Origin of the sequence: Niveispirillum cyanobacteriorum (genome assembly GCF_002868735.1) — a bacterium.
Taxonomy (GTDB): Bacteria; Pseudomonadota; Alphaproteobacteria; order Azospirillales; family Azospirillaceae; genus Niveispirillum; species Niveispirillum cyanobacteriorum.
The window spans coordinates 566,013-588,924 of the sequence record NZ_CP025612.1; the positions used below are offsets into that span (position 1 = coordinate 566,013).

General features: G+C 64.0%; 10 protein-coding genes. 5 read left to right on the forward strand and 5 right to left on the reverse strand.

Annotated features, from left to right (window positions below; translation table 11 throughout):
• Positions 1–51 precede the first annotated feature (51 nt).
• Together tnpC and C0V82_RS27295 are read left to right on the forward strand one after the other, a co-directional pair.
• Positions 52–1,599 (forward strand): IS66 family transposase, encoded by a 1,548-nt coding sequence (gene tnpC / locus C0V82_RS18335; protein ID WP_102113218.1) that lies wholly within the window; start codon positions 52–54, stop codon positions 1,597–1,599.
• Positions 1,569–8,048 carry a hypothetical protein gene (locus tag C0V82_RS27295; protein ID WP_199772591.1) on the forward strand — a complete coding sequence of 2,160 codons (6,480 nt, stop codon included), beginning with the start codon at positions 1,569–1,571 and terminating at the stop codon, positions 8,046–8,048. Before tnpC ends, C0V82_RS27295 begins: the two co-directional genes overlap by 31 nt.
• Before the next feature lie 399 nt (positions 8,049–8,447).
• Here the strand turns inward: C0V82_RS27295 and C0V82_RS18355 are convergent, their stop codons facing one another.
• The 3 genes from C0V82_RS18355 to C0V82_RS18365 are packed head-to-tail and all read right to left on the reverse strand — an operon-like array spanning position 8,448 to position 13,632.
• Positions 8,448–9,782 (reverse strand): HlyD family type I secretion periplasmic adaptor subunit, encoded by a 1,335-nt coding sequence (locus tag C0V82_RS18355; protein ID WP_102113878.1) that lies wholly within the window; start codon positions 9,780–9,782, stop codon positions 8,448–8,450.
• The gene (locus C0V82_RS18360; RefSeq protein ID WP_102113879.1) at positions 9,782–11,971 is read right to left on the reverse strand and encodes a peptidase domain-containing ABC transporter; all 2,190 of its coding nucleotides are present in this window, start codon (positions 11,969–11,971) and stop codon (positions 9,782–9,784) included. The genes C0V82_RS18355 and C0V82_RS18360 overlap by 1 nt, the downstream gene beginning before the upstream one ends.
• On the reverse strand, positions 11,968–13,632 hold the full coding sequence (locus tag C0V82_RS18365) for a peptidase domain-containing ABC transporter (RefSeq protein WP_102113880.1): 1,665 nt from the start codon (positions 13,630–13,632) through the stop codon (positions 11,968–11,970). Before C0V82_RS18365 ends, C0V82_RS18360 begins: the two co-directional genes overlap by 4 nt.
• Before the next feature lie 555 nt (positions 13,633–14,187).
• Between C0V82_RS18365 and C0V82_RS18370 the strand changes: the two genes are divergently transcribed.
• Positions 14,188–15,345: a hypothetical protein gene (locus C0V82_RS18370; RefSeq protein WP_102113881.1), complete on the forward strand. Its 1,158-nt coding sequence runs from the start codon at positions 14,188–14,190 to the stop codon at positions 15,343–15,345.
• Positions 15,346–15,392: 47 nt separating this feature from the next.
• On the opposite strand, the gene C0V82_RS18375 is transcribed toward C0V82_RS18370, so the two are convergent.
• Complete coding sequence (locus C0V82_RS18375; RefSeq protein ID WP_102113882.1) at positions 15,393–17,120, reverse strand: tannase/feruloyl esterase family alpha/beta hydrolase; 1,728 nt, start codon at positions 17,118–17,120, stop codon at positions 15,393–15,395.
• 15 nt (positions 17,121–17,135) lie between these two features.
• Positions 17,136–19,337, reverse strand: coding sequence for a TonB-dependent receptor (locus C0V82_RS18380; RefSeq protein WP_158660030.1), 2,202 nt, complete (start codon positions 19,335–19,337; stop codon positions 17,136–17,138).
• Positions 19,338–19,538: 201 nt separating this feature from the next.
• On the opposite strand from C0V82_RS18380, the gene C0V82_RS18385 reads away from it, so the two are divergent.
• Complete coding sequence (locus tag C0V82_RS18385) at positions 19,539–19,910, forward strand: SH3 domain-containing protein (protein ID WP_102113884.1); 372 nt, start codon at positions 19,539–19,541, stop codon at positions 19,908–19,910.
• A gap of 148 nt (positions 19,911–20,058) precedes the next feature.
• Entirely contained in the window at positions 20,059–22,896 is a 2,838-nt protein-coding gene (locus tag C0V82_RS18390; protein ID WP_102113885.1) for a TonB-dependent receptor, read from the forward strand.
• Positions 22,897–22,912: the final 16 nt, after the last annotated feature.

Below are 22,912 nucleotides of genomic sequence, written 5' to 3' on the forward strand. Positions count from 1 at the left end.
GAAGCCAGGGGTTTGGCTGGAATATGGACGATGTCCGGGGTAGAATCGACCATGCGCCTCGACCTCGACAATCTGCCCGGCGATCCCGTCCTGCTCCAGCAGCTGGTGCGCGATCTCGCCGATATTGTCGAGCGCCAGAAGGCCGATCTGGTGGAGATGGAGCGGCTGCGCCTGCGGCTCCAGCAGATGCAGCGCACACTCTATGGCCGCCGCTCCGAACGGCTCGATAGCGACCAGTTGGAGTTGGGACTGGAGGAGCTCGAGGCCGATATCGCCCAGCTCGAGACCAAGATCGCCGCACGCACGCCGGAGCCGGTGGAGGCCGAACCGGTGCGCCGCGGCCGGGACCTGCCCGATCATCTGCCCCATCACGACATCACCCTGGAGCCGGCGGACATCGACGCGGAGGCCGTCTGTCCCTGTTGCGGTGGCGCCCTGCATCCGGCCGGGGAGACCATCTCCAAGATGATCGACTACGTGCCCGCCCAGGTCCGGGTCCTGCGCATCCGCCGGCCGAAATACGGCTGTCGCGGTTGCGGATCGCTGCACCAAGCGCCCCCTCCGGAGAAGGCGATCGCCAAGGGCATGGCCACACCGGCGATGCTGGCCCATATCCTCACCAGCCGCTACTGCGACCACCTGCCGTTCTACCGGCAGGCCCAGATCCTGGCCCGCAATGGGTTCCCGGTCGACCGCTCGGTGCTGGCCGGCTGGGCCGGCCAGGGTTGCTGGTGGTTGGAGGCGGTGCATGCCGAGTTGGCGAAGGCGGTGTTCGCCTCCCCTAAGCTGTTCGCGGACGACACGCCGATGCCGACCCTGAACCCCGGGGCCGGGCGGGTGAAGATCGGCCGGTTTTGGGCCTATGCCCGGGATGACCGCCCCTGGCAGGGGCCGGACCCGCCGGCCGTGGTCTACTTCTACACCCCCGACCGCAAAGGCGAGCGCCCTGCCGACCATCTGCGGGGGTTCCGGGGCGTGCTCCAGGTCGACGGCTATGCCGGGTTCGAGCGGCTGACCACCGGTGGGCAGGTCGTGCTCGCGGCCTGCTGGAGCCACGCACGCCGCCGTTTTTACGACCTGGCGCAGGACGGATCGCCGATCGCGGCTGAAGCCCTGCACCGCATCGCCCAGCTCTATGCCATTGAGGAGCGCATCCGGGGGCGGACGGCGGCAGAACGCCGAGAGGCCCGACAGGCCCATGCCGTGCCGCTGGTCGACGATCTCAAGGCTTGGTTCGAGCAGGAACTCCGCCGCCTGCCGCAACGCGCCAAGCTGGCCGAGGCGATCCGATACGCGCTCGCCCGCTGGGACGGGCTGCGCGTCTATCTGGGCGACGGCCGGGTGGAGATGGACACCAACACTGTGGAACGGACGATCCGCCCGGTGACAATCGGCAGAAAGAACAGCCTGTTCTCGGGCTCCGAGGGCGGGGGCAACCGATGGGCGGTAATCGCCTCTCTCGTCGAGACCTGCAAACTCAACGGCGTCGAGCCCTATGCCTACCTCCGCGACATCCTGGAGCGCATGGTCAACGGATATGCCGCCAACCGTCTCCAAGACCTGCTCCCGTGGAACTGGAAGCCAACCGTCAACACCTGATCCAGTGCGATCACGCCACGCTTACGTTGGAACCTGTACCCGCCTCAGTGCCAGTTGAGCCGGTGCTGCCAGTATTGGAACCTGTACCCGTCCCGGAACCGGTGGAGCCAGTGCCGCCAGTGTTGGAACCTGTGCCCGTTTCGGTACCGGTGGAACCCGTGCCACCAGTGTTGGAACCTGTACCCGTCCCGGTACCGGTGGGGCCGGTGCCGCCACTGTTAGAGCCAGTGCCCGTCTCGGTACCGGTGGGGCCGGTGCCGCCGGTATTGGAGCCAGTGCCCGTCTCGGTACCGGTGGAACCCGTGCCACCAGTGTTGGAACCTGTACCCGTCTCGGTACCGGTTGCGCCGGTGCTGCCAGTGTTGGAACCTGTACCCGTCCCGGAACCGGTTGAGCCGGTGCCGCCAGTGTTGGAGCCAGTGCCCGTTTCGGTACCGGTGGGGCCGGTGTTGCCAGTGTTGGAGCCAGTGCTCGTCTCGGTACCGGTGGGGCCGGTGTTGCCAGTGTTGGAGCCAGTGCTCGTCTCGGTACCGGTTGCGCCGGTGCTGCCGGTGTTGGAGCCGGTGCTCGTCTCGGTACCGGTGGAACCAGTGCCACCAGTGTTGGAACCTGTACCCGCCTCAGTGCCGGTTGAGCCGGTGCTGCCAGTGTTGGAGCCGGAGCCCGTCTCGGAACCGGTGGAGCCAGTGCTGCCAGTGTTGGAGCCGGTGCCCGTCCCGGAACCGGTGGAACCCGTGCCACCAGTGTTGGAACCTGTACCCGTCCCGGTACCGGTGGGGCCGGTGCCGCCACTGTTAGAGCCAGTGCCCGTCTCGGTACCGGTGGGGCCGGTGCCGCCGGTATTGGAGCCAGTGCCCGTCTCGGTACCGGTGGAACCCGTGCCACCAGTGTTGGAACCTGTACCCGTCTCAGTGCCAGTAGAGCCAGTGCCGCCAGTGTTGGAGCCAGTGCCCGTCTCGGTACCGGTGGAACCCGTGCTGCCGGTGTTGGAACCTGTACCCGTCTCGGTGCCGGTTGAGCCGGTGCTGCCTGTATTGGAACCAGTGCCCGTCTCGGTGCCGGTTGAGCCGGTGCTGCCAGTGTTGGAACCTGTACCCGTCCCGGAACCGGTGGAGCCAGTGCCGCCAGTGTTGGAACCTGTGCCCGTTTCGGTACCGGTGGGGCCGGTGCTGCCGGTATTGGAGCCTGTACCCGTCTCGGTGCCGGTCGAGCCAGTGCCGCCAGTGTTGGAACCTGTGCCCGTTTCGGTACCGGTGGGGCCGGTGTTGCCAGTGTTGGAGCCAGTGCTCGTCTCGGTACCGGTTGCGCCGGTGCTGCCGGTGTTGGAGCCAGTGCCCGTCTCGGTGCCGGTCGAGCCGGTGCTGCCAGTGTTGGAGCCGGTGCTCGTCTCGGTACCGGTTGAGCCGGTGCTGCCAGTGTTGGAGCCGGAGCCCGTCCCGGAACCGGTTGAGCCGGTGTTGCCAGTGTTGGAGCCGGTGCTGCCAGTGTTGGAACCTGTACCCGTCCCGGAACCGGTTGAGCCGGTGCCGCCAGTGTTGGAGCCAGTGCCCGTCTCGGTGCCGGTTGAGCCGGTGCTGCCAGTGTTGGAGCCGGTGCCCGTCCCGAAACCGGTGGAACCCGTGCCACCAGTGTTGGAACCTGTACCCGCCTCAGTGCCGGTCGAGCCGGTGCTGCCAGTGTTGGAGCCGGTGCCCGTCCCGGAACCGGTGGAGCCAGTGCTGCCAGTGTTGGAGCCGGTGCCCGTCCCGGAACCGGTGGAACCCGTGCCACCAGTGTTGGAACCTGTACCCGTCCCGGTACCGGTGGGGCCGGTGCCGCCACTGTTAGAGCCAGTACCCGTCCCGGAACCGGTTGAGCCGGTGCCGCCAGTGTTGGAGCCAGTGCTCGTCTCGGTACCGGTGGAACCCGTGCCACCAGTGTTGGAACCTGTACCCGTCTCAGTGCCAGTAGAGCCAGTGTCGCCAGTGTTGGAGCCAGTGCCCGTCTCGGTACCGGTGGAACCCGTGCTGCCGGTGTTGGAACCTGTACCCGTCCCGGAACCGGTTGAGCCGGTGCCGCCAGTGTTGGAGCCGGAGCCCGTCTCGGTACCGGTGGAACCCGTGCCACCAGTGTTGGAGCCTGTACCCGTCTCGGTGCCGGTCGAGCCAGTGCTGCCGGTATTGGAACCTGTACCCGTCTCGGTACCGGTTGCGCCGGTGCTGCCAGTGTTGGAACCTGTACCCGTCCCGGAACCGGTTGAGCCGGTGCCGCCAGTGTTGGAGCCAGTGCCCGTCTCGATGCCGGTAGAGCCGGAGCCACCAGTGTTAGAGCCAGTGCCCGTCTCGGTACCGGTTGAGCCGGTGCTGCCAGTGTTGGAACCTGTACCCGTCCCGGAACCGGTTGAGCCGGTGTTGCCAGTGTTGGAGCCGGTGCTCGTCTCGGTACCGGTTGAGCCGGTGCTGCCAGTGTTGGAGCCGGAGCCCGTTTCGGTACCGGTGGGGCCGGTGCTGCCAGTGTTGGAGCCGGTGCCCGTCCCGGAACCGGTGGAACCCGTGCCACCAGTGTTGGAACCTGTACCCGTCCCGGTACCGGTGGGGCCGGTGCCGCCACTGTTAGAGCCAGTACCCGTCCCGGAACCGGTTGAGCCGGTGCCGCCAGTGTTGGAGCCGGAGCCCGTCTCGGTACCGGTGGAACCCGTGCCACCAGTGTTGGAACCTGTACCCGTCTCAGTGCCAGTAGAGCCAGTGCCGCCAGTGTTGGAGCCAGTGCCCGTCTCGGTACCGGTGGAACCCGTGCTGCCGGTGTTGGAACCTGTACCCGTCTCGGTGCCGGTTGAGCCGGTGCTGCCTGTATTGGAACCAGTGCCCGTCTCGGTGCCGGTTGAGCCGGTGCTGCCAGTGTTGGAACCTGTACCCGTCCCGGAACCGGTGGAGCCAGTGCCGCCAGTGTTGGAACCTGTGCCCGTTTCGGTACCGGTGGGGCCGGTGTTGCCAGTGTTGGAGCCAGTGCTCGTCTCGGTACCGGTTGCGCCGGTGCTGCCGGTGTTGGAGCCAGTGCCCGTCTCGGTGCCGGTCGAGCCGGTGCTGCCAGTGTTGGAGCCGGTGCTCGTCTCGGTACCGGTTGAGCCGGTGCTGCCAGTGTTGGAGCCGGAGCCCGTCCCGGAACCGGTTGAGCCGGTGTTGCCAGTGTTGGAGCCGGTGCTCGTCTCGGTACCGGTTGCGCCGGTGCTGCCAGTGTTGGAACCTGTACCCGTCCCGGAACCGGTTGAGCCGGTGCCGCCAGTGTTGGAGCCAGTGCCCGTCTCGGTGCCGGTTGAGCCGGTGCTGCCAGTGTTGGAGCCGGTGCCCGTCCCGAAACCGGTGGAACCCGTGCCACCAGTGTTGGAACCTGTACCCGCCTCAGTGCCGGTCGAGCCGGTGCTGCCAGTGTTGGAGCCGGTGCCCGTCCCGGAACCGGTGGAGCCAGTGCTGCCAGTGTTGGAGCCGGTACCCGTCCCGGTACCGGTGGGGCCGGTGCTGCCAGTGTTGGAACCTGTACCCGTCCCGGAACCGGTTGAGCCGGTGCCGCCAGTGTTGGAGCCGGAGCCCGTCTCGGTACCGGTGGAACCCGTGCCACCAGTGTTGGAACCTGTACCCGTCTCAGTGCCGGTTGAGCCTTTGCCGCCGGTGTTAGAGCCAGTGCCCGTCTCGGTACCGGTGGAACCCGTGCTGCCGGTATTGGAGCCGGTGCTCGTCTCGGTACCGGTGGAACCCGTGCTGCCGGTATTGGAGCCAGTGCCCGTCTCGGTACCGGTGGAACCCGTGCTGCCGGTATTGGAGCCGGTGCTCGTCTCGGTACCGGTGGAACCCGTGCCACCAGTGTTGGAGCCGGTGCTCGTCTCGGTACCGGTGGAGCCGGTGCTGCCAGTGTTGGAGCCGGAGCCCGTCTCGGTACCGGTGGAACCCGTGCTGCCGGTATTGGAGCCGGTGCTCGTCTCGGTACCGGTGGAACCCGTGCTGCCGGTATTGGAGCCGGTGCTCGTCTCGGTACCGGTGGAACCCGTGCTGCCGGTATTGGAGCCGGTGCTCGTCTCGGTACCGGTGGAACCCGTGCTGCCGGTATTGGAGCCGGCACCCGTCTCGGTACCGGTGGAACCCGTGCTGCCAGTGTTGGAGCCAGTGCCCGTCTCGGTGCCGGTCGAGCCCGTGCTGCCAGTGTTGGAGCCAGTGCCCGTCTCGGAGCCGGTCGAGCCAGTGCTGCCAGTGTTGGAGCCTGTACCCGTCTCGGTGCCGGTAGAGCCTGTGCTGCCGGTGTTGGAGCCAGTGCCTGTCTCGGTACCGGTCGAGCCAGTGCTGCCGGTGTTGGAGCCAGTGCCTGTCTCGGTACCGGTCGAGCCAGTGCTGCCGGTGTTGGTTCCAGTACCCGTCTCGGTACCGGTCGAGCCGGTGCCGCCGGTGTTGGCACCGGTGCCTGTCTCGGAGCCGGTCGAGCCAGTGCTGCCGGTGTTGGTTCCAGTACCCGTCTCGGTACCGGTCGAGCCGGTGCCGCCGGTGTTGGAGCCTGTACCCGTCTCGGTGCCGGTAGAGCCAGTGCTGCCGGTGTTGGAGCCAGTGCCCGTCTCGGTACCGGTGGAACCCGTGCCACCAGTGTTGGAACCTGTACCCGTCTCGGTACCGGTCGAGCCGGTGCCGCCAGTGTTGGAGCCGGTGCCCGTCTCGGTACCGGTTGCGCCGGTGCTGCCAGTGTTGGAGCCAGTTCCCGTCTCGGAACCGGTGGAACCCGTGCTGCCAGTGTTGGAGCCAGTTCCCGTGTCGGTGCCGGTGGAACCCGTGCCACCAGTGTTGGAGCCGGTACCCGTGTCGGTGCCGGTGGAACCCGTGCCACCAGTGTTGGAGCCAGTGCCCGTCTCGGTGCCGGTAGAGCCTGTGCTGCCGGTGTTGGAGCCAGTGCCTGTCTCGGTGCCGGTCGAGCCGGTGCCGCCGGTGTTGGCACCGGTGCCCGTCTCGGTACCGGTGGAGCCGGTGCTTCCGGTGTTGGAGCCAGGGCCCGTCTCGGTACCGGTCGAGCCAGTGCTGCCGGTGTTGGTTCCAGTACCCGTCTCGGTACCGGTCGAGCCGGTGCCGCCGGTGTTGGCACCGGTGCCTGTCTCGGAGCCGGTCGAGCCAGTGCTGCCGGTGTTGGAGCCTGTACCCGTCTCGGTACCGGTCGAGCCGGTGCCGCCGGTGTTGGAGCCTGTACCCGTCTCGGTGCCGGTAGAGCCAGTGCTGCCGGTGTTGGAGCCAGTGCCCGTCTCGGTACCGGTGGAACCCGTGCCACCAGTGTTGGAACCTGTACCCGTCTCGGTACCGGTCGAGCCGGTGCCGCCAGTGTTGGAGCCGGTGCCCGTCTCGGTACCGGTTGCGCCGGTGCTGCCAGTGTTGGAGCCAGTTCCCGTCTCGGAACCGGTGGAACCCGTGCTGCCAGTGTTGGAGCCAGTTCCCGTGTCGGTGCCGGTGGAACCCGTGCCACCAGTGTTGGAGCCGGTACCCGTGTCGGTGCCGGTGGAACCCGTGCCACCAGTGTTGGAGCCAGTGCCCGTCTCGGTGCCGGTAGAGCCTGTGCTGCCGGTGTTGGAGCCAGTGCCTGTCTCGGTGCCGGTCGAGCCGGTGCCGCCGGTGTTGGCACCGGTGCCCGTCTCGGTACCGGTGGAGCCGGTGCTTCCGGTGTTGGAGCCAGGGCCCGTCTCGGTACCGGTCGAGCCTGTGCTGCCGGTGTTGGAGCCAGGGCCCGTCCCGGTACCGGTCGAGCCGGTGCCGCCGGTGTTGGTTTCAGTGCCCGTCTCGGTGCCGGTTGAGCCAGTGCTTCCGGTGTTGGAGCCAGTGCCTGTCTCGGTACCGGTCGAGCCAGTGCTGCCGGTGTTGGTGCCGGTGCCCGTGTCGGTGCCGGTAGAGCCTGTGCTGCCAGTGTTGGAGCCGGAGCCCGTCTCGGTACCGGTGGAACCAGTGCCACCAGTGTTGGAACCTGTACCCGCCTCAGTGCCGGTCGAGCCGGTGCTGCCAGTGTTGGAGCCGGTGCCCGTCCCGGAACCGGTGGAGCCAGTGCTGCCAGTGTTGGAGCCGGTGCTCGTCCCGGAACCGGTGGAGCCAGTGCTGCCAGTGTTGGAGCCGGTGCTCGTCCCGGAACCGGTGGAACCCGTGTCGCCAGTATTGGAGCCAGTGCCCGTCACAGTGCCGGTAGAGCCTGTACCCGTCCCGGTGCCTGTACCTGTCTCACCCGCGGTCGTTTGTGCTGTCACGGTGCCAGGGGTGGCGAAGTTGGTGGATTCGGCGGGGGCAGCGGCGCTACGGATGGCGGTAGAGCTGGTTTGTGCGTCGGTGGCGCCAGACTGTGCAACGAAAGATTGGGATGGTGTGACCACCTGGCCGTTGTCGGCAAGCGAGGGGGGGGTCGCGTCGGTGACCTGGGCGAAGGCAGCGCCGCCGCCGACATCCACCATTCCGATACCACCCTGATCTGCGATCACGTCCGTGCCAGTGGCGACGGGCTGACTGAAATCGCCGATGGCGGCGGTTCCGGTCGGCGCGGAGCCGCTGCCCCCTGGTGTCACGGGTGCCAGGGAAGCGATACCGCCGGTGAAGCTTTCACCGATCCCGCCTTCCTGCTGGCTTCCATGATGCACGGTCCCCAGATAGGCCTGACCCTGCTGCGTCTGGCGCACGGTTTCGGCGACGGGGCGCTCTAGGGCCTTCAGGGGGCGGTCGGGCGCATCGGCGACGCTTTCCCGCACGAAGGTGGCCTTGGGGGCGGGGGTGGGCTTGTCGCCGTTGGACAGGGCCATGGGGGTATCTCCAGCCGAGAAGAGGTGGGGCGGGGGAGCCGGAAGGGCGTTGCGCGTGGGGGCAAGGATTGAATCAGCGTTCGCGGAATGCGCCGTCGATCGTCGTGTAAACCGGCTTCAGCAGGTACTGGATCAGCGACTTCTCACCCGTGGTGATGTCGGCCTGTACCGTCATGCCGGGGACCAGCACATGGTGGAGGTCGGCATTGCCGACATGGTTTGTGCCCAGCCGCACACGGGCCTGATAATAAGGCTGCTTCTGTTCATCCAGGAAGGTGGTAGGCGAGACGCTTTCCAGTTTGCCTTCCACGCGCCCGAACCGCGTGTAGTCGAAGGCCTGGATCTTCACCTTCACCGGCTGTCCGACCTTGACGAAGCCAATATCGCGCGGGGATACGCGCACATCGGCGACCAGTTCGTCATCCACGGGCACCAGCCGCGCCACAACACCACCAGGGGAAATGACACCACCAACGGTCTTCACCGGCAGTTCTTGCACGATGCCGCGGGCCGGCGCGGTGGAGACAAGGCGTTCGACCCGATCCTCCTGACCGTCCAGCATCTTTTCAAGTTCCGCCAGCTCGGTATTGACCGCGCCCAGCTTGTCCAGCGCTTCCTGGCGAAGCCGGCCGTCCAGCTCTGCCAGTCGGGAGGCATTGCCGTTCAGGTTGCTGCGCGTGCCGGCGATGATGCCTTCGAGCCGCTGCCGCTCCGACATGGCGGCGGCACGTTCCCGTTCCGCCTCGATCAGCAGCAGTTTGGAGTTCAGCCCCTTCTCAACCAGATCGGCGCGCAGCGCTACCTTGCTTTCGGCAAAACCAAGGTTGGTATTGACGCTGGCCAGTTGCGCCTGGCTGGATTGCAGCAGGGAGCGCAACTCTTGTGCCTGATCGGCCAGGATTTTGCGCTGGTTGTCCCGTGCCTCGATCTGACTTGCCAACAGGCGGGCATTCTCGGCCATCAGGTCGGGATTATCGCTGAAGGCGGAGAAGTCGGGTTCTCGCCCGTCGGCAAAGGCGCTCAGACGTTCGGCCTGGGCCCGCAGCGCCCGCTGCCGGACCAGCATCTGGTCGCGGCTGGACTGGGTGGCGGCCCCTTGGAAGCGCAGCAGCGGCTGGCCGGGCTCCACCAGTTCGCCCTGACGGACCAGCATCTCGGCGACGATACCGCCCTCCAGATGCTGCACAGTCTGCACGGCACCCGCAGGCACGATCTCTCCGAAGGAGACGGCGACTTCCTGAACGGGGGTCAGGGAGGCCCAGGCGACGAAGGCGGCGACGCTGACGCCGGACAACAGGATGGCGGCGCGGGTCAGGGGGCGAACGCCGGGATCTTCAACCATCTCGTCCGTGGCGAAGGGGGCCCGCATGGCGGGTGCGGGCATGGACAGGGTGTGGGCGGTGCGCATCAGATCATCCCCTTCGGAATACGGTCCCGGACCTTGTCCGCGGTGCCGAAATAGCGAGTGGTGCCGTGTTCCAGGATCAGCACCTTGTCGGCGATCCCCAGATGGCTGCGGCGGTGGGTGGCGAAGAAGACGGTTGCCTGCTGGCGCAGCGTCTCGATAGCTGACATGAAGGCGAACTCGCCCTCGAAATCGAAGCCACTGATCGGCTCGTCCAGCAAGACCAGCGGGGCATGGCGCAGATAGGCGCGGGCCAGCGACAGGCGGGCCTGGACAGCCGTCGGCAGCGGCTTTTCATGCAGGTCGAAGCGGGTATGAAGCCCATCCTTCAACCGGCGAACCGCCTCCAGCGCACCCGCCCTGTCCAGCGCGTCCATCAGTTCATTATCGCTAGCGGTGGGGGCAGCTAGGCGCAGATTATCGGCCAGCGTACCCTGGAAGAACTGTGGGACCTGCGTGACAAAGGCGATGGAGCGGCGTAGTTGCACCGGATCGAACTGCCGGATGTCGCGTCCATCGATCCGGATGGAGCCGCCCTGCGGTGTGTAAAGGCCGCTGACCAGCTTCAGCAGGGTGGATTTGCCACCACCGCAGCGGCCGACCACGGCCACTACTTCCCGCGGGGCCACGTCGAAGGACAGATTCCCCAGCACCGGTTCGGACTCCCGGCCATAGCGGAAGGTGACACGATTGAAGGTGACACGGCCTTCGATTTGTCCACCCCGGTTGGGGCGCGCAGCCTCTGACCTTTCCGGCGAAGTGGCCATCAGCGTTTCGATCTGCTTCATGGAGGAGCGGATCTGGGTGACGCGGGCGCTGGCCGTAAAGGCGGCCTGTAAGGGACCCAGCATGCGCCAGACCAGCATCATGCAGGCAATCAATCCACCGGTGGACAGGCTTCCGGCCATCACCTGATGAATGCCGGTTAGCAGCGTGGCCAGGGCGGTCAGCGTACCCATCATAACACTGATGGTGGCCACCGTTGCCGCCGCCTGGGAATGGTTCAGGTTGGCTGCCGCTGCTTCCCGCACCACATTGGCATAGCGCTGACGCCAGATATCCAGGTCACCCAGGATGCGGATGGCCTTCATGCGCTCGATGATTTCCAGTGCCAGTTCCTGACGGCGTGCATTGGCGATGGCCGAACGGGTGACACGCTGCTGGATGATAGCATTGGCGATGGCGGCCACAATGGCATAGACGCCCACCGCCACCAGCGGGACAAGGCCCAGCCAGCCGCCCATGGCGAAAATAGCCCCGATGAACAGGAACATGAAAGGCAGATCCATGCAGGCCTGTGCCAGTGGACCGGTGAGCAGGTCGCGTACCCGGTCGATATCACGCACGCGGGCCAACTGTGCCGCGATGGAAACACGTTCGGTCATGGCACTGGGCAGGGCCAGAAGCCGCCCCAGCACAGCATTGCCCACCAGATAGCCTAGCCGTGCGCCAGCATGGGCCATGGTCCGGCTGCGGGTCCGGCGGATTATCAGTTCAAGCAGGCATGCCCCGATAGCCCCAACGCCCAGCATGACCAACAGATCCGGCTGATTGGCGGCAATGACTTTGTCATAGACAGACATCACGAACAGGGGGTTCGCCAGAGCAAGCGCATTGGCCAGCAATGTCAGCAACAGCGAGACCACCACCAGCGGCATGCCTTCGGATATGCGCGCGCGCAGCCATGGCTGCTTGTCGCCACTTGCCGCGCCGGATGGGGGCGCCAAGACGACAACCATGCCGGCGTCCAGACCTTCCTTCCGTTCCGTCCGGAACGCGCCACCGCCTTCCTGCGGCTGCAGAATGGTCAGCTGATGACCGTGCGATTCCACCAGCAGCGGGGCGCCGCTGACCGGTAGGTAGAGCAGGGGCAGACGCCGGTCGCGCCGCGTACCGTGCAGCCGGGCCAGTGTCTTCGGGCTGAAATGCCCGCCCGCCTGCACCATGGCACTGAAACCCAACCGGCCCAGCACGTCACGCAGGTCGTCCGCCGGGTCTAAGCCGGGTGCAACCGGCATCGCTTCTGCCACCTGCCGGGCCGTCACCGGCCAGCCCAGGTGCTTCAGCAGCAGTGAAAGACCTTCAAAACACGGGGTCATATCGGGGGATGCGGCAGCCGTGGCGGTTGCGGCATCGGCGCCCCAGATGAAATCAGGGGGGCGGGTGTTGGTAGCCTCCAGTGACAGGGTCATGCCTGGAACTCCTGTGTGAGGTCGAGCTTGCCGTCAGCAAGGCTGTAGATGCGGTCGGCAAGTTTCAGGACTGCTGGGCGGTGGCTGATCAGGATGACCAGGCATTCGGAGCGGACTTCGTTCAGCAGGGCGAACAGGCTGCGGTCGCCATCATCATCGACTGCTGAATTGGCATCATCGAACAGGATGATGCGGGGGCGGTTCATCAGGGCACGGGCCACGGCGATCCGCTGGGCTAGGCCGCGGGGCAGCGGCTCGGTCGCGCCATCTCCTATATAGGTTGAAAAGCCGTACGGCAGAGCATGGATGAGGTCCAGAAGGCCCGCCCGTTCGGCAGCGGCCATGGCCGCCTCCTCCAGCTCGGGGCGGAACATGGTAATATTCTCAGTGATTGTACCACGAAACAGTATTTCGTGTTGAGGGAGCAAGGCAATCGCGTGACGAAGGCTTTCCTGATCATACTCAGTCAATTCTCGCCCATCGAGAAGAACATTTCCCTTTGACGGCGTGTAAAAGCCAGCGATTAGCGACAGAAGCGTGCTTTTGCCACTGCCATTCGCGCCGACCAGGGCCACAATCTCCCCCCGACCGACCTCAAGGTCAATTCCATCCAGCAGGTTGTTTCCATTATCGAAACCGTAGTGAATGTTCGACAGGCGCAGGCGGGGTTCGGTTTCCATTGCGTCTGCTGTGCCGGTGCTACGGGCGGCAAGGGGCATGTCATGGATCTGTGCCAACTGCTGGCGGGCGATGGAGGCGGACTGCAGGCGCGACCAGAACTGCATGATGCTTTGCATCGGTGCCAGGGCGCGCCCAACAAGTAACATGCAGGCCGACAATCCGCCGACGGACAGACTGCCATCAAGAACCATCAGGCTGCCGAAACCGACCGTCGCCAGACCTGCGATCTGCACTGCAAACTGCCCCTGTTCGGCCAGATGCTGGCCGGACAGTTCCGCCGCCTGATGTTCGGTCAGCCGATCTTCCTGCAACCGCTCGTAACGGCGCAGAAGCGGCTGTTCCAGGGCCATGGCCTTAACAGATTGAATGCCGGTCAGCAGGCTGATGACAAAGCTAAGCCGCCGGTCTTCGACCTGGGTGATACGGGTCAGGGCGGAACGGGCTCGGCGCAGCGCGGGTAAGGCGGTGATGCACAGGAACAGCATACCCACCACCGGGATCGCCACCAGTGGCCCACCGATATAGAAAATCAGGGCCAGGTAGATGGCGATGAAGGGCACGTCGTACAGGCTGATCATAATCTGCCCGGAGGCAAATTCACGTAGCGTCGAAATGGAGCCAAGAAATTCCATATGCGCGCCTGACGAGTGGGACTGAAAGCTCCGAAGATCGGCGGTCATCATGTGGGACACCGCGCGGATATTCTCGCGTGTTTCGAAATTGGCACCACGCACACCGAATATACGCTGCCGCAACAGCCTTAGGGCGAAGTCTAGCGCCAATGCCAGGATTACGCCGATTGTCAGTGCAGACATTGTATCAAGTGCGTGATTGGGAATTACCCGATCATAAACCTGCAAGAGAGCAACAGGCATTGCTAATGCAAGCAGATTTATGGTGATGCTAGACAAAAGTATATATGGATCTATTTTCATTGCGACGGTGTTGTTCCGTGCCTTGACTGAAGGAACATGGGTCATGATCAATCCCCGCCCCGGTTTGGGATTACGGTGAGATTATTGACTCCATTTTTCCTTTTTCGCGAGCCGATAATGTTATCTTTGGTATATGTGAATCAGAGTCAAAATTTACACTGAGTGAGCATTTTTTCTTGCCAGTGTGAATAATATTCTTACAAAATTGCCATTTTTCTGGTATATACACATTAATAATGGTTAATAATTAATAATCTAAAGTATAGTTACTAGGTGCTATCGTATGCATAAAATGGAGCAAGCGGCTGTTGGTTTGGTCCATAAACGCTTAATTGATCCCACAATAAACGAAAAAATCCACACTCCGGCGATGGGATGAGGTTCTTACCTGTCAACCGCAGGCATTTGTCGCGTCTTTGTGGAGGGTGATGATTGATTGCGGGCGCAGGGCGCATGCCCTCTCGGCAACCCCCGCCTGCCGATGCCGCGACGGCGAGGAAGGCAATCGATTGCAGAATTCTGATTGCCCCTGTTAATTGTTATGCATGATAGTGAAGTGAGGTGGTCAGCCAAGTTGCGAATGCCGGGGGAGATGCGGTCATGATGACGCCCGAATTGCAGGAAGCGACAGGCATCCATCATTATGTCCCGACCAGTCGCGCCTTACTGCTGGCGGATCGCCTTGAAATGTCGCTGATGGATCGGGGCTGGCCTGTCGGTCACGTCCTGGGGTCGGAGTTTGACCTTGCCCGGGAACATGGCGCCACACCACCGGCCATGCGTCAGGCTCTGCGCGTTCTAGAATGGCGCGGTCTGGGCCAGATGCGAAGGGGCGCAGCAGGCGGGCTTCTTATCCAAACGCCGTCACTGGCCGTCACGGGGCGCCGGCTGATGGCGCTGCATCTGATGGCGCGCGGTGTTCCGGTCGACGCTGTGCGTGCCGCCCGCACAACCTTACTCCTGCACCTTCCCATCGGGCGGATTGATCTGGCGCCGGCGCGGAGCTTCGTGGTGGAGCTCTTTGGACATATCGAAAGCGCCTGGCAGGATGTGCAGGCGGCCCAGCCGTCCCACAACCGCGCCCCTCGCATCGCGCACCGCATCCTGCGCGACGGCTGGGGCGGCGGCGTTGAATTGGGGACCATCGATGATCTGATGGAGGCCCATTCCGCCTGCCGCGCCATCATCATCCAATCCCTGCGGATTTTGGAGAATTTGGGTGTGGCCATCGCTGTCCGTGGCCGTACAGGCGGGTTCAGGCGGATTGATCCCACGCCGGGATCGCTGGTCCGGTCGACATTGCCGCATTTCGTGGCCCACGCCATGGATATCGCGGTCTGTAACCAGTTGATCGGCATCGTGAACGAGATCAATGCAGGCCAGGCGGCGGAACGGGAGCGGGACCCGGAGCGGCTGCGCGTGCTAGCCGGTCGGCTGCAGGTGGAGGAATTACGGCGCGGAAACGTCGCCTCGCATGTTGCGCTGCTTCGGCATGTCGCGACCAGTGCGGGGAATGAGGTGTTGCATATGCTGGTCCGCTGCCTGTGGTACTACTGGCACCACAAGGTCATGCGCAACGCCTCTCCGCCGGTGATCCTGAGCACGGCGCTGGCGGGAGAGATGATTGCCGTCACGCAGCGGATCGTGGCCGGAATCCTGGCCGGCAAACCAGATGACGCCCGTTTCGCCATGGCGGAGTGCGGCGAGGTCGCCCGTGCTATCCATGGCGTCGTTAGCCGGGAGCAGGGAAATTGCTGATGGCGGAGCGACGGGGCGGTCCATTGTGACCGCCCCGCTGCTGGCCATCATGGGGCCTGACAGGTAAAGTTCTCCGCCTTCTCCGCATCCCCGGTTCCCTTGTAACGGACCGTGGTGGGATAGGCGCAGATGGGCCGCGTGCGGCCCGGCCAGGGTGACATCGGGTTGGCGATGCCGGTCAAACTGTCCGGGGCCTTGCCCTGTTCAACCCATGCAACGAGGGAGGTAAAGGCATCGATCCCATCTGTTGCCGGGCCGCCAGCGCAATGACCCATACCGGGCACGGGGAAGACGCGGACCGCTTGTGCCGCCTTCCCGCCTGTGCGCTGATTGACCTCCTGCCACCAGGCGGTAGTGTCATTGACGGAAAAGACTGGATCGGAAACTCCATGGGGCACGATCATCCGTCCGCCCCGCCGCGCAAATGCATCGATATCGGGTGAACGCGCGCCGATATCGGTCCAGGCGGAGCGCACAAAGGCCCCACCTGTGGCATTGATCTTTGCGGCATGCCGGTCGAAATCGAATGCCAGTGCATAGTCCATCAGGCCTTGCAGGCCGGGCGGCGGAAGGGTGGGCGGTGTAGTGAAGACCATGGCCAATGACGGGGCGCCCATCATCACATTGATGGCGGGGATGCGCCCGTCACCGGAACCCAGCTTCCAGACCCGCCACCCCATATCGGCCCAGCCGGCGTCCCAGGGGAAGGACGCATAGAGGTGTTCCCCCTTGCTGTTGCGGGCCCCTTCCTGCACGCGGATCAAGGCATTAACCTGGGCATTGCTCAGACACCCAGCCTGTTTGTCACCGGTACAAACAGCCTTGCGCAGAACCGGCACCACCTTCTGCGGGGTGCACGCGGGATAGTTTCCGATCAGCCCATCCGCCAAGCCATCATCGGCGTCGCAGGCATCCAGGACGGCACGGGTGACAAGCTTCAGGTCGCCATCGCTGAAACTGGCAGCCAGGCTGGCCGTGGTGACGGGCTTGGCGGCGACTGCGGCCAGGCTTTGCGTGTCCCAGGCCTCCGCCACGGCGGCACGGGGCAGGGACATGCCGGGGGCGGCGGCCACGATGCCGTCGAACAGGTCGGGATAGCGCTGTGCGGCCATCATCCCCTCCTGCCCGCCCTTGGAACAGCCTGCGAAATAGCTGTAGCGCGGGTTGGCGGCATAGAACGCACCGATCAGTGTCTTCGCCGCCCCAACCGACAGGGGCAGGGAGGTGCCGCCATAATCTGCCCGCGACTCTGGATCGAAACCAAAAGCCGGCGCACCACCGCGTTCGGGTGCGGCATTGATGGCGTTGTCATGCCCGGAATCCTGCGACAGGACCGCATAACCCTGGGCCAGGGCCGGCGCCCCCGGTCCCGTGCGGCCCAGCGCATCACCCAGTTCCCCGTTGGTGCCACCACCACCCTGCATCAGGAAACGCTGGTTCCAGGCGGCGGGCAGGCGCAGGTGGAAACGGATAGCATAGGGCTGCCCATCAATGCCTGTCCGTTCCTTAATGATGCCCACAATTTCGCAATGGGCGGGCAATTGTGGTGGCGGCCCCGGCGGTGGGGCCATGGGGTTCGGCGGTGGCAGTTTCGCAGGTCCTGCCTCATTATAGGTGGCGGACAGGATGCGTGCACCGTTGGCACCCTTCCATCCCGCCAGGGCAGCACAGCGGCCCGCAGGATCGGGAGGTGTCAGGGACGCCGACTGCGCCCAGGCCGCCGGTGTGGTCACGAGGGCAACGGTTGCCACCCCCATCATAAACAAGCGTTGCATGTTGTATCCCTTCCCTTAAAACCGTACAGAGGCGCGGACCCCATATTCGCGGGGTGCGCCGTAAAGCTCGTTATTGCCGCTTTGGCCGCTGACATAGTCCTTGTCGGCCAGGTTGCTGCCATAGGCCTCCAGCGTCCAATCCCCCATGGCCAGGGTCAGTTGCGCCGACAGCAGCCCGCGCGCCTTCAGATAATCCAGCGTCGGGGTATAGAGCAGGTTGGTCCAACGCGGCCCGACATAGGCATAGTTCAGGCGCGGGGTCAGGACCATGTCCGGTCCCACATCCAGCTCGTACTGCACACCCAGATTGTAGCTCCATTTCGGGGAAAACAGGTTGTCCCCGCCGCCCGCCGTCGTCAGGTAGGGCCGGAAGTCAAAGCAGACGGGCGGGTTGGACGCGGTGCCGGCGGGGCATTGCGGCCCATATTGCGAGAGCGAAGGCAGGGTGCGGGTATTGACCAGCGTTAACTTGTCCAGCTTGCTGTCGACATAGGCAAGGCCGCCATCGACGGAGAAGCCGCCCGACCGCGCCTGCACCTGCAGCTCTGCCCCCTTGATGGTGGCGTTGGCAATGTTGAACACGCCCGACTGACCGGTGGAGGTATCGCGGGCATCGAACTGGAAGCCCTTGTAATTCATATAGAAGATGCCGGCCTGGGTCCGCAGATGCCCGTCCAGCAGGGTCGATTTCACGCCCGCCTCATAGTCCCACACGGTTTCCGGCCCGAATTCCGATACGGCGGAATTCGAACCCCCCGGCTTGTAGCCGCGCGCGGCGAAGGCATAGACCATGGTCTCGTCATCGGCTTGCCAGTTCAGACCCAGCTTGCCCGTGACGCGGCCATCCTGGTGGCTCCCTTTCAGGTCCGCGACCTGCAAACCCGCCGGTCCGAAAATGGCGGAACCAGCGCCGATCACGACGCTACCTTCCTGTTCCGCCTTGAAATGCGAATAGCGAAGGCCCGCCTGAAGCTCCAGCGACGACGCCAGCTCATAATTGCCCTGGGCGAAGACGCCGGTGGTCACCTTGTCCGGGTACTGGTTGATATCGGTGGGATCGACGGGTGACCCGCTGCGGGTCTGAATATCCACATCGATCTTGTTACGCTGGTAATACCCACCCAGGATCCAGTCGAAAACACCGTCAGTGGGAGAGATCAGGTTGAATTCCTGGCTCCATTGCCGTTCGCGGACATACTGGTCCTGGGTCTGCGTGGCGCTTTCGCCCGCCGGGGCCGTGATGGCCGCATCTGTATCATAGAGATTATTGATCCGCTTGTTGGTGAAACCGCTGACCGACCGCAGCGTCAGGCCATTGTCGAACTCCTGGCGCAGTTCCAAGCTGGCCAGGAACGCCCGCTCATGGTTCTTCGTGGGCGCGTTATAGGTCAGTTCGCGGAAATCGGCACGGCGGTTGCTGGCAAAGGTCGTGCTGGCGATGGGGCGATAGGCGTAGCCGCCCGTTTCCTTGTCGATCAGTTCGATCTTACCCAGGGCCTGGAAGCTTCCCGGCTCCCATTTCACACCCACGCGACCCGCCTTTTCGTTGAGGCTGTCTGGCTTATTGTTGAAGCTGCCGACATCGTCGTAATAGCTGTCGCGCTTGCGGTAATTGCCGGCCACACGCACCGCCAGCGTGTCTGACACCGGCACATTCACGGCCCCCTGGCCCGTCACCTCATCATAGGTTCCATAGCTGGCCTGGGCATAGCCTTTCACACGGTCGGTCGATGGGCTTTGCGTATTGATGAAGATGGCCCCACCGGTGGAGTTGGAGCCGACCAGCGTACCTTGCGGACCGCGCAGCACTTCCACATTCTGGATGTCATAGAAACTGCTGGTGGTCAGGATCGGGGGCTGGAACACGCCATCGATATAGGTGGCGACACCGTTCGCGACGGCGGGTGATCCGCTGGCGATGCCGATGCCGCGGATATTTACCGACTGGGTCAGTCCCTGATCGGTGATGGACAGGGAAGGGGCCGCGAATTGCAGGTCGGCCAGCCGTTCCACACCCTTATCCTCCAGCGCGTCACCCGACAGGGCGGTCGCGGCGATGGGCACGGATTGCAGGTTTTCCGACCGGCGCTGTGCCGTCACCACGATCTCTTCCAACCCGTCGAAGGATGCGGGTTCGGCAGGGGCCTGCGCCCCGGCAATGGTCGGCAGGGCTGTACAGGCCGCGACGGCAACGGTCGCGAGCAGCTTCGACTTCATCTTGGTCAACCTCCCCTTTTTGCGAAGGCGCGCACGGATTTCGTGTCTGCCACCCCCGGCGTTTATTTTGTTATGAGACATTCCAATTCGCTCGGAAAAAAGCTACCGAATTGATGGTGGTGCGTTTCGGGGCCGGTGATTGATAAGCTGGGGTGTGGAACCGTTCGATGGGGCATTCGTTTCGGGCTGAGGTGCTTTGTCATGCTGTACCATTTTCCCCCCGGCCTCCAGGCACGCGTCACAAAGGCCTACACTCGACCCTATGATGATCCGATCAATGTGCGGGCGGGTGAATCGGTTGAGATTGACCTCGGCAAGAGCGCGCAGACCGACCTGTTCGGTTGGGTCTGGTGCCGGGCGCCCGACGGGCGGGAAGGCTGGACGCCGGATGCGTGGCTGGAAGGGGCGGGGGACCGGCGTACCCTGGTACGGGATTTCAACGCCATTGAATTGACCGTCGCTACCGGCGACAGGGTGCTGCCGCTTTACAGCGAAAGCGGCTTCATCTGGTGCCGTACCGATGATGACCGTCAGGGATGGTTGCCAGATGCCTTCCTTGCGCTCTCCATGTAGAGCCGAAGCCATATCAAATTTTTATGGCCTGATAAAAAATGACCATCACATTGCATGCATTTCGACTTGGCCGATAACCTGCCCTTCGAAACAACGAAATGGCGGTGCTGCGCGAATGGCACCGCCCGTGGACAGAAGGGGACCGGTGATGAGCCTTGACCGTGCGAAGATTGCGAAACTGACCCTGGCGGCCCTGCTGCTGACCAGTGCGGCACCCCAGGCCATGGCGCAGGGTAGCACCGATGAAGCCGGCATCCTGGAAGAGATCGTCGTCACCGGTTCGCGCATCGCCCGCCGCGACGCAACGGCGGTTGGGCCCATCACCACCATGACGGCGGAAGACATGATCTATGCCGCCCCCACATCCGTTGGTGACTTGCTGCAAAGCCTGCCCAGTGTCGGTGTCTCGCTGAATTCCAACGGCACACAGGGGACATCCTTCGGTGTCAGTTCCATCAATCTGCGCTATCTGGGCAGTGCGGAAGGCAGCGGCAACCGCACCCTGGTGCTGGTGGATGGGCATCGCTGGGTCAATGCCGTCGGCGGGCGCGGTTTCCGCGACTTCGTGGATCTGAATACCATCCCGCTGGGCATCATCGACCGGATCGAGGTGTTGAAGGACGGTGCCTCGGCCATCTATGGCGCGGATGCCATCGCCGGTGTCGTCAACATCCACACCAAGCGCAAGGTGGAGGGGATCGAGGCTAATATGCGCGCCGGCATCACCGAACGCGGGGATAACGAGAATGTCAGCGCTTATGTGAATGCCGGTCACGGGTTTGATCGCGGGCATGTGCTGCTGTCCGCCAGCTACACGAAATCCGAACCGATCCTGACCAGCGACCGCAAGGTCACCCGACGCGCGCTGGCGCCGCTTACGGTACCGCCGACCAGCCCGCGCGGTCTGTTTGTGCTGCCGGGTTTGGCCAATAACAGCTATTTTGGCACCCCCGCCGCCTTCGCCAATAATGCCGCCAACGCGATAACCCTGATCCCCGGCACCAGCAGCATCGGGACAGGCGCGGCAGCCGATAGCAGCTTCCGCGTCGCCACGCTGGTGGCGGATGATTATAACACCATGACCCAGGGCATCTATGCGACGGGTCCGGCGGAACGTGCGGGCCTGTTCGGGCGCCTGACCTATGACCTGTCCGACAGCGTCACGGGCAAGGTGGAGGCCCTGTACAATAACCGCAAGTCCAGCCAGCGTTTCTCGCCCTTCCCCCTGGATATCCGCGGTTCCAACGGTTTCAGCATCTCCCGCGATCAGGCCTTCAATCCGTTCGGCACGGCCAATGGTGTTCCCGCCGCCAATGCCCTGGCCTTTTCCGGCTCCACCTTCCGCATTCAGCGCGTACCGGTGGAGGTGGGCAACCGCGACAATATCCAGGAAGTGGATACCTATCGTCTGGCCGGTAGCCTGGAAGGAACGTTCGATCTGGCCGGTGCATGGCGTTGGGATGCGTTTGCATCCTACTCCAAGAACAAGGCATCGTTCGATGCCGTCAACCAGATCAATCTGGAAAACGTCTACCGCTCCCTGGTCTCGCCCGCCATCTGCGCGGCGGCGGCGGGCTGTGTGCCACTGAATATTTTCGGTACCATCACGCCGCAGATGGCCGACTATATCCGCTACAACGCCCATGATGAAAACGGCGCCAGCCAGTATGATCTGGCTGTGAATGTCTCCCGCGAGCTGTGGGAACTGCCGGCCGGCCCGCTGGGCTTTGCGGCCGGGTATGAATACCGTAAGGAAAAGGCCTACGACCTGCCCGACGCCTTTGCCGCCAGCCTGTCGACAGTCCTGCCGCTTGTGTCGGGTGCACGCCAGTCCCCGACCACGGCGCAGTCGCGCGACCCCACGCGCGGTTCCTATGACCTGCATGAAGTGTATGGCGAAGTGAATGTGCCGCTGCTGGCCGACCTTCCGGGCGCCTATCGCCTGGATGTCGATGCCGCCGTGCGTTATTCCGATTATTCGACCGTGGGCGGCAAGGCGACGACGAAGTTCGGGGTCTCTTATCGCCCGGTGGAGGATCTGCTGGTCCGCTCTACCTATTCCCAAGGCTTCCGCGCGCCGTCCATCCTGGAACTGTATCAGGGTCAGCGTCAGACGAATTTCCAGGGCGTTGATCCCTGCAATGGCGGCGGGGCCGGCAGGACCGGCTGCACCGGTGTGCCCACCGCCTATAACCAGAACCAGTTCAATGGCGGCCTGATCGCCGGCATCACGGCGGGTAACCAGAACCTGAAGCCGGAAACGGCGGACACCTACAGCGCCGGTCTGGCCGTGACACCGTCTGGCCTGCCGGGCCTGACCCTGACCGCCGACTGGTTCGAAATCAAGGTGAAGGATGCCATCGCGTCCCAGACGGCCACGCAAATCCTGACCGCCTGCGCTAATACCGGGGTCTTCTGCGAACTGGTGACCCGCGCCGCCAGCGGTGAGGTAACCCGCCTGACTCAGGCCGTGGTCAACCTCTCCCGGATTGAGGTGGAAGGCATCGACGCCACCGCCCGTTATGAATTCACCACTGATGTCGGTGATTTCGAGGTTGCGGTCGATGTCTCCTACCTGGAGAAATACCGCACCTTCGTGCCGCAGCCGGATGGCAGCATCGCCGTGGATGACCGGGCCGGCAAGGGCGACCAGCCGCGTTCCACCTTCCCCCGCTGGAAGGGACAGGCATCGGCCCGGTACAAGGTGGACAGCATCGATCTGGGCTGGAAGGCCCGCTATATCGGCTCTTCCACCGATGTTGCCGGCAATGCCATCAATGGTGGACGGACCAAGAGCATCACCTATCAGGATCTGCAACTGGGCTACACGATCCCCGACAGCGATACGCGCGTGGCGTTGGGGGTGGATAATGTGCTGGACCGGCAGCCGCCGTTATCCGCTGCCAACAACCCCATCAACTTCGACATGTACACCTATGACATCCGGGGTCGGTACTTCTATGCCACCCTGTCAACCAAGTTCTGACATGCTGCCCGGACGG

Coding starts and splice junctions, on each gene's coding strand:
- C0V82_RS18380 (WP_158660030.1), bottom strand. CDS start 19,337: ATGAAGTCGAAGCTGCTCGCGACCGTTGCCGTCGCGGCCTGTACAGCC.
- C0V82_RS18365 (WP_102113880.1), bottom strand. CDS start 13,632: ATGACCCATGTTCCTTCAGTCAAGGCACGGAACAACACCGTCGCAATG.
- C0V82_RS18370 (WP_102113881.1), top strand. CDS start 14,188: ATGATGACGCCCGAATTGCAGGAAGCGACAGGCATCCATCATTATGTC.
- C0V82_RS18385 (WP_102113884.1), top strand. CDS start 19,539: ATGCTGTACCATTTTCCCCCCGGCCTCCAGGCACGCGTCACAAAGGCC.
- C0V82_RS18375 (WP_102113882.1), bottom strand. CDS start 17,120: ATGCAACGCTTGTTTATGATGGGGGTGGCAACCGTTGCCCTCGTGACC.
- C0V82_RS18360 (WP_102113879.1), bottom strand. CDS start 11,971: ATGACCCTGTCACTGGAGGCTACCAACACCCGCCCCCCTGATTTCATC.
- tnpC (WP_102113218.1), top strand. CDS start 52: ATGCGCCTCGACCTCGACAATCTGCCCGGCGATCCCGTCCTGCTCCAG.
- C0V82_RS18390 (WP_102113885.1), top strand. CDS start 20,059: ATGAGCCTTGACCGTGCGAAGATTGCGAAACTGACCCTGGCGGCCCTG.
- C0V82_RS18355 (WP_102113878.1), bottom strand. CDS start 9,782: ATGCGCACCGCCCACACCCTGTCCATGCCCGCACCCGCCATGCGGGCC.